Annotated in this window: 11 protein-coding genes; 2 read left to right on the top strand and 9 right to left on the bottom strand. The window is 42.4% G+C overall.

Features of this window, described 5'->3' with window-relative positions:
* Positions 1 to 10 precede the first annotated feature (10 nt).
* Complete coding sequence (gene aspS, locus J0656_RS03165) at positions 11 to 1,759, bottom strand: aspartate--tRNA ligase (RefSeq protein WP_207031447.1); 1,749 nt, start codon at positions 1,757 to 1,759, stop codon at positions 11 to 13.
* Between the two features lie 366 nt (positions 1,760 to 2,125).
* On the opposite strand from aspS, the gene J0656_RS03170 reads away from it, so the two are divergent.
* Positions 2,126 to 2,476: a toxin-antitoxin system YwqK family antitoxin gene (locus J0656_RS03170; protein ID WP_207031449.1), complete on the top strand. Its 351-nt coding sequence runs from the start codon at positions 2,126 to 2,128 to the stop codon at positions 2,474 to 2,476.
* 72 nt (positions 2,477 to 2,548) lie between these two features.
* On the opposite strand, the gene J0656_RS03175 is transcribed toward J0656_RS03170, so the two are convergent.
* The 7 genes from J0656_RS03175 to J0656_RS03205 form a co-directional block, all read right to left on the bottom strand.
* Positions 2,549 to 6,061: an efflux RND transporter permease subunit gene (locus J0656_RS03175; protein ID WP_207031451.1), complete on the bottom strand. Its 3,513-nt coding sequence runs from the start codon at positions 6,059 to 6,061 to the stop codon at positions 2,549 to 2,551.
* 20 nt (positions 6,062 to 6,081) lie between these two features.
* Positions 6,082 to 7,254: an efflux RND transporter periplasmic adaptor subunit gene (locus J0656_RS03180; RefSeq protein WP_207031453.1), complete on the bottom strand. Its 1,173-nt coding sequence runs from the start codon at positions 7,252 to 7,254 to the stop codon at positions 6,082 to 6,084.
* 22 nt (positions 7,255 to 7,276) lie between these two features.
* The gene (locus J0656_RS03185; RefSeq protein ID WP_207031455.1) at positions 7,277 to 8,608 is read right to left on the bottom strand and encodes a TolC family protein; all 1,332 of its coding nucleotides are present in this window, start codon (positions 8,606 to 8,608) and stop codon (positions 7,277 to 7,279) included.
* Positions 8,609 to 9,214, bottom strand: a complete 606-nt coding sequence (locus J0656_RS03190) for a TetR/AcrR family transcriptional regulator (RefSeq protein WP_207031457.1) — start codon at positions 9,212 to 9,214, stop codon at positions 8,609 to 8,611.
* A 92-nt stretch (positions 9,215 to 9,306) separates the two neighbouring features.
* Positions 9,307 to 9,456 carry a hypothetical protein gene (locus J0656_RS03195; protein ID WP_207031459.1) on the bottom strand — a complete coding sequence of 50 codons (150 nt, stop codon included), beginning with the start codon at positions 9,454 to 9,456 and terminating at the stop codon, positions 9,307 to 9,309.
* The gene (locus J0656_RS03200) at positions 9,434 to 9,868 is read right to left on the bottom strand and encodes a hypothetical protein (RefSeq protein ID WP_207031461.1); all 435 of its coding nucleotides are present in this window, start codon (positions 9,866 to 9,868) and stop codon (positions 9,434 to 9,436) included. Before J0656_RS03200 ends, J0656_RS03195 begins: the two co-directional genes overlap by 23 nt.
* Positions 9,858 to 10,406 carry an RNA polymerase sigma factor gene (locus J0656_RS03205; RefSeq protein ID WP_207031463.1) on the bottom strand — a complete coding sequence of 183 codons (549 nt, stop codon included), beginning with the start codon at positions 10,404 to 10,406 and terminating at the stop codon, positions 9,858 to 9,860. The genes J0656_RS03200 and J0656_RS03205 overlap by 11 nt, the downstream gene beginning before the upstream one ends.
* A 174-nt stretch (positions 10,407 to 10,580) precedes the next feature.
* On the opposite strand from J0656_RS03205, the gene J0656_RS03210 reads away from it, so the two are divergent.
* Entirely contained in the window at positions 10,581 to 11,564 is a 984-nt protein-coding gene (locus tag J0656_RS03210; protein ID WP_207031465.1) for a polyprenyl synthetase family protein, read from the top strand.
* Here J0656_RS03210 and J0656_RS03215 read toward each other — a convergent pair.
* On the bottom strand, positions 11,561 to 12,703 hold the full coding sequence (locus J0656_RS03215) for a lycopene cyclase family protein (RefSeq protein WP_207031466.1): 1,143 nt from the start codon (positions 12,701 to 12,703) through the stop codon (positions 11,561 to 11,563). The two genes, J0656_RS03210 and J0656_RS03215, sit on opposite strands and share 4 nt — an antisense overlap.
* Between the last annotated feature and the right edge of the window lie 67 nt (positions 12,704 to 12,770).

Below are 12,770 nucleotides of genomic sequence, written 5' to 3' on the forward strand. Positions count from 1 at the left end.
TTTTCTTATATCACAAGTCCAATTTTAAATGGAGCTCTTTTAGTTGCTCGTCGTCAATGTTGGCTGGGGCATCGATCATTACATCGCGTCCGCTATTGTTCTTTGGGAATGCAATGTAGTCCCGAATGGTCTCCTGTCCGCCCAAAATCGCCACCAATCTGTCCAGACCAAAAGCAATCCCACCATGTGGAGGTGCACCATATTGGAAAGCATCCATCAAAAATCCGAATTGTGCTTTGGCCTCTTCCGGGGTAAAGCCCAAATGTTTGAACATGGTCGCTTGGGTCTCCTTGTCATAGATCCGTATGGAGCCACCGCCAATTTCGTTTCCGTTCAGCACCAAATCATAGGCGTTGGCCTTTACTTCACCCGGTTTAGTGTTCAGTAATTCCAACTGACCAGGTTTTGGAGAGGTAAAGGGGTGGTGCATTGCGTGGTACTTTCCAGTTTCCTCATCCAGTTCCAACAATGGAAAGTCCACGACCCATAATGGCGCGAACTCATCTGCTTTTCTAAGGCCCAAGCGTGTTGCCAATTCCATTCGCAATGCGCTTAATTGGCCGTGTGTTTCGTTGGTGTTGCCTGAAAGTACGCAGATAAGGTCACCAGGTTTTGCCCCGGTGGTCTCTGCCCATTTGTCCAAATCTTCTTGGTCGTAGAACTTGTCCACAGATGATTTATAGGTTCCGTCTTCGTTGCATTTTACATACACCATTCCCTTGGCACCTACCTGAGGTCTCTTGACCCAATCGATTAGACCATCTATTTCTTTTCGAGTGTAAGAAGCTGCTCCCGGTACTGCTATTCCGACAACCAATTCGGCGGAATTGAACACATTGAAATCTTTGTGCTGTGCTACTGTGTTAAGCTCTCCGAATTCCATCCCAAATCGGATGTCGGGCTTATCGTTTCCATAAAGTCGCATGGCGTCATCGTAGGTCATGCGAGGGAATTTGTCCACTTCCACACCTTTGATTTCTTTTAGAAGATGCTTGGTCAGACCTTCAAAAGTGTTCAAAATATCCTCTTGCTCTACAAACGCCATCTCACAGTCAATCTGGGTGAATTCGGGCTGGCGGTCGGCACGAAGGTCTTCGTCCCTAAAACATTTCACAATTTGGAAATATTTGTCCATTCCTCCGACCATCAACAGTTGTTTGAAGGTCTGGGGAGATTGGGGAAGGGCATAAAACTGTCCTTCGTTCATGCGGCTCGGAACCAAAAAGTCCCTCGCGCCCTCAGGAGTGGATTTTATCAAATAAGGTGTTTCAATATCAATAAAACCTTGGTCGGACAGATATTTTCTGACCTCCATGGTCACCTTGTGCCTAAAAATGAGTTTGTTCTTTACGGGATTTCTGCGAATGTCCAGATAACGGTACTTCATTCGTATGTCCTCTCCGCCATCGGTTTCATCTTCAATGGTGAATGGGGGCAGGAGGGATTCATTCAAGATCGTAAGCTCGGTTACGAGCACCTCGATTTCTCCCGTAGGAATATTCGGGTTTTTGGAAGCCCGCTCTATAACCTGCCCCTTGGCTTGGATAACGGTTTCACGTCCCAGTTCGCGAGCTTGTTCCAATAGTTCTTTGGAAGTGCGTTCTTGGTCGAACACCAATTGGGTGATGCCGTAGCGGTCACGAAGGTCTACCCATGCCACGAAACCTTTGTCGCGTAGCTTGTGGACCCATCCACTTAATATTACCTCTGAACCTATGTCCGATGCCCTCAGGGCACCGCAAGTATTGCTTCTGTACATGATGTTTGTTATGAGAGCGCAAATTTAATAGGAATGTGGATATTTTATAGGAGATATACTGTTTTTCTCTTGGACTTGTGTTTTGAAATTCCAAAATGGTCGTTAAACTTCATATTTCTTAACGTTAAATTAACATTAGAAATGAAAGTTGAGTAACTTTTGGTGGGCTATAAGGCAAAATTCTCCGACAAAACGATTCAATTTTAATACTTATGAGTTAAGTAACTGATTGATATAGTGTATATTGCTTTTTTAAGGTTAATTTAATGTAAACTAAATGTTATGTGAATGTGTGATTAATGTAAAATTTAAGTAACTTTGATTCGTTATCATATTGATACTAACAATATTAAATCCCATATAAATATGAAAAAAGCAGTATTTTTTTTGGCGGTGATGTTTGCGGTTGGTGTATCTGCACAAGATACCAAGCCGACCTTTGAAAAAATGGGAAATATGGTGAAAGCCACTTATTTTCATGACAATGGTGAAATTGCCCAAACAGGTTATATGTTGAACGGAAAGTTACATGGAGATTGGGTAATGTTCAATGTTGAAGGAAAAAAAATTGCCACCGGCCAATACGACAACGGAGAAAAGACCGGTAAATGGTTCTTTTGGAAAAATGATGAATTAAATGAAGTTGACTTTACTGATAACCGTATTGTTCAAGTAAAAAGTTGGAGCCAAGGCGATGCCGTAACGGTAAACAAATAAGCGAATAAACCAATGTTTAAAAAAAAGCCCCGACCATTTGGTCGGGGCTTTTTTTTATTGCTTTGCACTATATTATGTAGTTGCAGTTTCAATTTGTTCTTGTTTGCGTTCTTGCCTTGCCAACTTTCTTTTTCTAATCCTTAGCTTTAGTTTGTATACCAAAGTGAATAGGATGGGCACAACAATCAATGTAAGGAAGGTCGCCACCAACAATCCGTAGATTACGGTCCAAGCCAATGGTCCCCAGAATATTACGTTGTCACCTCCAAAATAAATACCAGGGTCAAACTCGCTCATTAGGGTAAAGAAGTTGATATTGAATCCTGTTGCCAACGGAATCAAACCTAAAATGGTGGTAATGGCAGTTAGCAATACGGGACGCAATCTCGATTTTCCTCCTTTTACAACGGATTCCAAGAAATCATCAGGCTCCAAAAGCCCATCTTCATCAAGGTCTAATTTCACCTTTTTCCTATCAATAAGCAATTGGGTGTAATCCAATAGTACCACACCATTGTTCACCACAATACCTGCCAGGGATATAATTCCCATCATGGTCATCATGATAACAAATGCACTTCCCGTAGCAACGATACCGCCAAATACGCCTATCAAACTCAAGAAAATTGCAAGCATGATAATGCCCGGTTTACTGATCGAGTTGAATTGGAATATCAGAATAAAGAATATCAGTCCTAGACCGGTGAAAAAAGCACCCATCAAAAAGGCCATTTGCTTATTTTGTTCCTCTATCTGACCTGTATAATCTATTTTGATATCATCCGGAAGATTTTCGAAATCGTTCATTTCTTCCTGAATTTTGCCCACAATGGCACCGGCATCCGTATAGCCCGAAGCCAACGCGGAATAAACGGTTACCACCCGTTTTACATCCCGGTGTTTTATGGCGCTGAACCCAGTGCTATTGGTCTGTTTGGTGACCGCGGAAATAGGAACTTCCTTGATCTGTCCACTGGATGGGTCCCTAAATGTGATGCGCTGGTTGAAAAGTGCACTGGTATTGTACCGGTCCTCTTCGTTGAACCTCACATAAATATCGTAATCTTCACCACCTTCTTTGTAAATACCGGCTTTGGAACCGAAGATGGAACTACGTAGCTGCTGACCAATTTGGCCAGTCGCAATACCCAGTTCACCTGCTTTTTTACGGTCCACCTGTACCAACATGGATGGCTTGGATTTGTTTACATCTATCTTGAGCTCATCAATTCCGGGAATGTTCCTTGAATTGATAAAATTTCGCATTCTTTCCGCGGTATTGATCAATTCGGTATAATCCTCTCCCTCCAATTCTATATTGATAGGGTAACCGACGGGAGGCCCAACGGCGTCTTTTTCAACGGAAATGGCAACACCAGGATACACATCTTTCAATGCTTCCTGAACTTTTCTCAAAAGTTCTTGGCTATCCGCACCTTCACGGTATTTGAATTCCCGTAAGGTGGCCGTGATTTTACCCCTGTTCGGCATTTCCGCACTGGAACCACCATCGGTCTGGGGGTTACCGGCACCTTCTCCTACTTGGGATACGGCACTTTCGGTCATAAAATTGTAGTCACCGTTCATGTAAGCGTCCGAATTGATGATGTCGTATACCCGCTCTTCAATGTCCTTGGTGATTCGATTTGTCTTTTCTATATCGGTCCCTTCAGGATATTCGATATAGACAATGATCTGGTTGGGCTTGTTATCTGGGAAAAACTCCACCTTGGTTCTTTGGCTGCCTACGGAAGCACCAAAACCAATAAAAGCGATCACAAGTAGGACAAAAGTGGTAATGGCAATAAAAATGGGCCTTCTTCCAGCAAGGGAATAGCGAAGAGTCTTTTCGTAAAAGCTTTCCCATTTGGGAAGGATCCTATTTTGGAATATCCCAGCCCAGTTTCTAAGGAACAAACGGTAAATCCATAACATGATTGCCGTAAGTACCATTAGGGATCCCAATGACCTATATGCTCCACCGAAGATAACGATGAGAATACCGATTGCGGAAATAATGGATGTAATGCGCACAATCTGTTTTAGGGGCATCTCTTTGTCCTCAGTGGTCATATATCTAGATACCAGAACCGAGTTAAAGAAGATCGCCACAAATAGGGATGACCCCAAAACCACCGACAGGGTAATAGGGAAGTACTTCATAAACTGCCCCATGATTCCCGGCCAAAGTCCCAAGGGCACAAAGGCTGCAACTGTAGTCAGCGTGGATATGATAATGGGGAACGCAATTTCGCCGATACCTTTTTTCGCGGCTTCGATACGGGGCATTTTTTCCTCGTCCATAAGGCGATAAATGTTCTCCACGACCACAATACCGTTGTCCACCAACATTCCCAATCCCATAATAAGACCAAAAAGGATCATAGTGTTCATGGTGTAGCCCAAAACGTTCAATATCATCAGGGACATAAACATGGACATTGGGATAGCGAAACCTACGAACAATGCATTTTTGAAACCTAAAAAGAACATCAGGACGGTCACCACCAAGATGATACCGAAGATGATATTGTTTACCAGATCATCTACTTGACCAATGGTCTTGGAAGATTGGTCGTTGGCTATGGTTACCGTAAGATCTTGAGGAAATTCATTCTCAATGGCATCGTCAACGATTACTTTGATCTGGTCCACTGCGTCGACCATGTTTTTACCGGAACGTTTTTTTACATCGAGCATTACCACGGGGTGTCCAAACTCCCGTGCATATGTGGTCTTTTCCTCTTCCTTAAAGGTAACCTTGGCGATATCCTTTAGGTAGATGGGGTTTCCGTTTTCGGATTTCACCACAAAGTTCTCCAGTTCGTTTGGCTCATCGATTTCTCCAACTATCCTAATGGTTCTACGTTGCCCGCTGGCCACAAGATTTCCGGCCGAAGTGGTCAGGTTTTCGTTGCTAATACTGTTGATGACATCGTTGAAACTGACTTTGGCAGCCATCATCTTGTAAATGTCCACGGCAACTTCCACTTCTTTTTCTTGGGCACCGCGAATGTCCACTTGTTTGATTTCTTGAAGGCCTTCTATTTCGTCTTCCAAGTATTCACCGAACTCTTTGAGTCTTTCAATAGGGTAATCCCCGGAAATATTGATGTTGAGTATGGGTATTTCCTCGGAAAGGCTCAAGTCAAAAACATTGGGTTCTACTTTGGCCCCGTTAAAGGTGGGCCAATCCTCCCCGGCTGTTTTGGAGTCGACTTCGTCCTTTACTTTTTGAAGGGCTGCCTCGACCGAAATGTTTTCATCAAACTCCACAATGATCATGGAGTAATCCTCTTGTGATGTAGAGGTGATCTCTACCAGATTGCTTACGGTCTTGAGTTCGTCTTCAAGTGGGTCTGTAATGAGTTTTTCAATGTCCTCCGCGGTGTTTCCCGGATAGATTGAACTTATGTATATCTTGGTCTCCTTTACCTCTGGGAAGCTTTCCCTGGGCATACTGAAATAAGCCATGCCACCAAGGATAAGGATAACCAGGATCAGCACATACATTGTGGTCTGGTTATCGATGGCCCAAGAGGACAGCCGAAACTCCTTGTCTACACTTTTCTTTTGTTTGCTCATAATTTATTTGCTTTGGCTGTCTAGCTATTTTTTATGTTGACTTTTTGTCCTTCTTTCACACTTCGGGCACCTTCATCGATAATGGCATCCCCTTCATTTATTCCGGAAAGTACTTCAACGTAATCGCCTTGTGTTTTTCCTGTTTTGATCACTACTTTTTTGGCTACTGGATCATTCTGAATGGAATCGGCATCCACCAAATACACATATTGCTCGCCATCGGCGTTTTCTGACAGTACACTTTGCGGGATAAGTATGGCCTTTTCACTGGTATAATCATTGATCATTACTCTTGCGGTAAGATTTGGTTTTACCTTGCCATCTAGGCTTGGTACTGGAATTTCAGCTGTAAAAGATCTATTACTGGGGTTGATGAAATTTCCGGTTTGCCTGATTGTGGTGGCAACACTATCGCCAAGAACAGGGAAGTACACTTTAACGTCTTTACCAGGGGTAACATTTGGTAAGTGGCTCTCGGGAACTTCCACGTTGATGTACATATTGGAAAGGTTCACAATTCGGAACACTTCGGAACCTGGACCTGGACTAACCACGGTACCTTCATCTTTTATGACATCGTCGATGATACCGGTAAACGGGGCACGTATGCTCGATTTTCCTACTTGGCTTTCCATCTGTTTTACGGCACTTTGTTGTGCTTCGTAATTGGTCTTGGCTTGCAAATACTGTATTTCAGACCCAATATTTTGTTCCCAAAGTCTTTTTTGACGTTCAAAAGTAGTCTTGCTCAATTCAGCCTGTGTTTTGAGCTGTGCCAACTGACTGGACAGTCCACCATCATCGATTGTGGCCAGTAATTGTCCTTTGGAAACATTTTGACCTTCTTTTACGTAAACGCGATTCAAGGTCCCGGACATTTCGGGATATATGAGCACGTTTTGTTTGGTTTTAACATCTCCTTGAAGTTCCAAGTAGTGGTCAAATTTCTCTGGATGCACTTCAATTGTAGTAACCAAGGGCAGTTTTTCGGATTTATCTAGCAGCGCAATGGCAGAATCCAAGGATTTCAACTGTTTTTCCAATGCTTTCTTTTGGCTGGAAACCTCTGCATGTTTGGAACGGATTGTCTCAATGTCCTTGCTAGCCAACGCTTTGTCCAAAGACTTGTTGCTGTTGCCTCCGCAAGAAGCCAGAACTACTGCGGTTAGTGTTATATATATTGCTTTTCTCATGATGGAATGGTTTTCTCTTTTGTTATTTGTTTAAAATATTTTCCAGTGCTGTCTTTTTGTTGATGACATCTACCATGGATTGTAAATATTCCTGTTGGCTTGTATACAATTGGGTTTGGGCCTGTCTCAGTTCAAAACTGGTCGCCAATCCTTCCTCGTATTTAACCTGGTTTTTGTTTTCTATGCGTTCGGCCAGTTCCAAGTTTTCTTTGGAAGTTCCATACTGCTCTATAGCAAGGATATAATCACTTTTGGCACTTTCCAATTGGAGGCGGATCTGTGCTTGGGCCTCGGTGAACTGTGTCTTGGCCTTTTCCAAAGCTATCTTGGCGCGCTGTGTGCTTGCACTTCTGCCGAGAGAACTGAAGATGGGTATGTTAAGGTCTACTCCTAAAATGGATGACCCGAACCATTGCTGACCGCTGTCCAAAAAGTTAAAATCATTGCTGAAGGAGTTTCCTCCGTAGTTGATAAAGGCATTCAATGTGGGAAGCGCACGACTCTTGGCCAATTTTAATTCCAAAAACCGTTGTTCGTTGAGGTTGGCGGCCATTTTATAGTCCACATTGTTCTCAATATTAAATTCGGAATCAATCAACCCAAGATCAATTTCCTTTTGGGTAAGGTCATCCAGATTTTCGGTCAAAATCGTCGGTGTCTCAATGGGAAGACCCAGTACCAAGTTCAACATTTGAAGGGTTATCTCCTCCATTCGGCGGGCATTTTTCAGCTGGTTGTCCACCGTTGAGAGTGTTATCTGTAATTGATCCACGCTTTCCTCATCACCAAGGCCATTTTCATAGATTCGCTTGGTTTCGTAGAGGTTTTCTTCCAGTGTGGATTTGTTCTTTTCCGAAATCTGAACACTTTCTCGAGCTAAAAGCACATTTCCATAGGCTTCCACCACAGATTTTCGGACTTCCAGTTCCGTTTTTTCTTTATTGTTCTGGCTGTATTCCAAAAAAGTTTTGGTGGCCTGAACACCAACAATGTAGGACCCGTCAAATATCTGTTGCCTTAGGGTTGCTGTTGCTGACATGGATTGTGCTTGACCAAATACAACTTCTTGATACGTTCCAGGCTCCCCACCAAAAAACTCGGCAGGAATCTGTGAAACAGGTTGTTTTAACTGGTTTTGATAGCTAACGGCACCATTGATCTGCGGAAGTCCGGTTGCAATGGTCTCCCATTTTTGCTTTTGGGCATCTACAATGTCTCGCTCAGCGTTTATGGAGCTATAGTTGTGCTCCAATGCATAGGCAATGGCCTGGTCCAAACTAAGGCTTGGTATGGTATCCTGAGCGGATGCCAGCCATGGTAATATAAGTAATAGACTGATTAACGTTTTTTGCATTTATTGATTATTTGAATTGATGATTGAGTTGAGTATTTTTCTTCCTTCTGGAGTTACAATGCCCCTTAAATGATATTCCAGATAATAATCCATTAGTTCCGCCTTACTGAAAATTTCCGTGGGAAACAGGCCATTGTCCTTTAAACTGGTTATCCCCGTAAAATAAATTCGAGATACAAATTCCACGTTTAAGTTGTCCCTGTAAATTCCCATTTGCATACCACGCTTAACATTTTTGGCTACGCAACGATGGGTGCATTCAAATTGTACTTCCTTGAGGGACGTATAGATTTTTGGGTAATATTTCTGTAGTTGGTACAGCGGTGATGATTTTTCATCTTTTAAATGAAGCATCACAAACCTTTTGATCTCATAAAGTTCCTCAATAGGATTTTTTTGCAATGCCACGATATCATCTATGCCGCATACGATAAAATCGGTCATCGACATTGCCGTTTGCTCAACCAGATCCGTTTTGTTTTTGAAATGGGAGTAGATCGTTTTCTTGGATATCCCCAGTTCGTTTGCCAAATCGTCCATGGTAATGCTCTTAAAACCTAGGTTTAAGAACATTTCGCCCGCTTTTTGAATAATCTTTTCCCTCATAATCAGGGGCAAATGTAAAGATGGAAACTTTAAAAACAAAAAAAGTTTCCATGGTTTTACAATTTTTTAACGAAGGGTTTTTATCATTTGTTTCAACTGGACTCTTTTGTATTGGCAAATACAGGGCTAAGTTGTGCATCTTTGTCGATGGTATCGCCATCAATGTTTCCCAATCGCCATAAAAAGGGACTGAACTGAAGTAAGTATTTCTTCTTGCTGTTAGTTTTCTTCTGATGTATCATGATTTTCGTTTTTGATTTTTCTCACATATGTTTTAAAAGCTTCTTCGCCTTCCTCTTTCCAAAATTGGTCGTAGTGCTTCCATTCATCAAAATCCCTTCTCCAAGACCGACATTTATTGGACGATTTAATCTTCTTTTTGTGACTGGAGCCTCCTTTGCTTTTTCCTCCGCCTCCGCCAAAGCCGAACAACAGTTTAGCTAAAATAAAGACGCCCAAAGCTTGCCAGTAGGTAACGGTTCCCACACCAAAAAGGTCTGGCATCAACCAGTTCCAAAGCCGCATCAGGAGATAATTGGCCAGCAGGAATATCACGACCCCCAATATGACCATGGCAATAACCTTAACCACCTTTTTCACGGTTCTCTCCACCTTCTTTTCTACCGCTTTCTCGAATTCTTTTTTATGTTCCATAACTCAGTTCTTTTAAATTCTCTAATGTTTTTGATAGTTCCGACATGGCCCTGTGCCTTCTGGACACTAAAGTGCCTTGCGGTATTCCTGTTCTTTCTGTTATTTGTTTGTAATTGTATCCTTCAAAATCAATGGCGATAATGATATCCCTGTACGCAGGTTTTAAATCTTCTACGGCTCTTTTGAGTGCTTGTTCCATTTCCGGAGAGTAGCGGTTGTCCGCATCCCCATAAAAAAACTCGGCAAATTCCCGCCATTGTTGGTCTATATCTTCGCTGGGAAGTTTCCGCTCTTTTTTGCCGCGCATAATATCTATGATCCTGTTTCTAATGGCATTGTAAACGAATCCCCCTACGTTGGTTATGGGCAAGGCATCATCTGACCGTGAAAACATCCGCAGGGCAACATCCTGTACAATATCTTCCGCATCCCTTTCCGATGTATCCCTGATCTTGGACTGCACATAGGAGCGCAGCGAGCCATACTCCTCGGTAAAGAAGTCGGTCAGGTTGTTGCGATTATCGGTTTTGGCTGCCATTCGGTCGAATCAGGTTGCTTTTCACTTATAGAGACGAACAAAAACTATTTCATTGCAATTTTTCTGAATTTTTTTTTCAAAAGATTCCTTTTTTGGAAGGGAGGATACTTTGTATCCGGCTTTTAAGACGCTAAGTCCATCACAAATTGAATATTTGAATGTATTTTTGGCTCTATGTCAGATATCGATATCATTAGTCAGTATAGGGAGCAGTTTGTTACGTACCTCAATGAAAGGAACCAGTTAGGGGAGCCGAAGAATCTCTACGATCCCGTGAAATATATTTTGGGATTGGGGGGTAAAAGAATGCGGCCCATCCTCACTTTAATGACCGCCGAGGCCTTTGGAGGTAAGGTAGAGTATGCTATGGACGCTGCATTGGCAGTGGAGATGTTCCACAACTTTTCCTTGGTCCACGATGATATTATGGATGATGCCCCATTGAGGCGGGGAAAGGTCACTGTCCATGAAAAATGGGATGTCAATACAGGGATTTTGTCGGGCGATGCCATGTTGATTTTGTCCTATCAGTTCTTTGAAAGTTATCCGGCAGAAACTTATGTTGAACTCACCAAATTGTTCAGTAAAACTGCACTTGAGGTATGTGAAGGGCAACAGTACGATGTGGATTTTGAGACCCGGGACGATGTAACCATTCTCGAATACCTCAAAATGATTGAATATAAGACCTCTGTTTTGGTCGCTGCCGCTATGAAGATGGGGGCCATCGTGGCCAAAGCGTCCCAAAAAGATGCCGATGCCATTTACGAATTTGGACGTAATCTGGGTATTGCCTTCCAATTACAGGATGATTATTTGGATGCCTTTGGAGACCCTAAAACCTTTGGTAAGCAGGTCGGGGGCGATATCATGGAAAACAAAAAGACCTATTTGTACTTAAAATCCTTGGAAAAAGCCTCCAAAGATGACCAAGAAGGGCTGTTGCACCTTTATTCCATTAAACCTGATGATTCTACCGATAAAGTCGAGGCGGTAAAAACTATTTTTAAGGAAAGTGGTGCAGTGGAAGAAACCAAGTACGCGATAAAGAGTTTTACGCAAAAAGCATTTGATGCCCTGTCCGAAACAGGCTTGCTTGAGAAAAACAAGGCTTTGCTAAAGCAATTTGGTGAAAGTTTAATGGAACGGACCGTTTAGAACATTCGCTTAAACAAAGCTCTGATGAAGGGCATGGGTTTAGGAGCTGTTACTATTTTAAGCTCTTCCCACAAATTTGTCTCGTTCTCGAGAAATTTTAAGATTAATGAAGCCTTTCTTCGTTTGAACATGGACTCGAAAATTTCATGTCCCAAGTGATTGTTCTCGCACAGAATATCCAACAAGAGCATATCGTAGAAGAGAAACCTATTTTTTTGATTGAATTCTGTCAACAGCTTGCCCGTTTTTAGGTGGTTCACCAATTTAGGCACTATTCTACTAGTGTTGTAAAAGGTATAGCCCGTACTTGGTTTGGCCCATCCTCCTGCAATTCCTATATTAAAAATCCGATTGGTATTATGTTGATGAAACGGATAGCAGGTCATTGGAATGCTGCCAAATTCGGTTTCTTTAATAGTGTAGGGAGTATTCCCAAGATTAGTGGCAATATATGTTTTGATGGCCTCCTCATAGTCATTTTTGTCCAAAAGATGCTCGGAGAACAGAGTGTATTCTACCAACGCTTCGTTATCTGAAAAGGGAAGCACATACATAAAGCGTGTGTTGCCTTTCTGCTCCACCGAAAAGTCCATAAAAGTAGCTTCTTTTGAATCAAATACCGACTGTTCGGTTTTAATTTGCCAACCAACAAAGTGTTGTTGTAAAACGGGAAATTTACTTTGTTTTAAAGGAAGGGAAGGATCATAGAGGCTGGAAAATACCGTTCGTCCCAAATATTTTTGAGAGGAAGTCGTAACCAAAACTTCGTTTTCCTGTTCGTCAATGTGTTGCACTTCTTCCTGCACCCAAGTAATGTTCGGATATGCCCTTACTTTTGGTAAAAAGTGGTTGTAAAAGTCAATGCCACGGAGCATTTTATAGGTGTAGGGAGCAATCGAAGTTGACTTTTGAAGCTGCTTTCCACCCACGTAAATGGAGTCCCAAGTTTTATAAAGCAACTTATCGAATTCGCCTAAGCCACGTTCCCAAAAGCACCAAGTTCGGTCGTTCTTGGATTTATCGTCTTTGTCCAACACCAAAATGGTTTTGGATGCAAAGAATTCATCCTTGCCCAAGGCATCTGCCAGTAACAGTCCAGCGGCACCTGCGCCAATAATTATATAATCGTAGTGGGACATGGAGTAAAAATAAGCAAAGGAAGTGTAGAATGAACTCAACTTGCTACGGTAAATTTACTCCTGCCCT

The sequence above is a fragment of the Flagellimonas aurea genome, assembly GCF_017313785.1.
GTDB classification, from domain to species: domain Bacteria; phylum Bacteroidota; class Bacteroidia; order Flavobacteriales; family Flavobacteriaceae; genus Flagellimonas; species Flagellimonas aurea.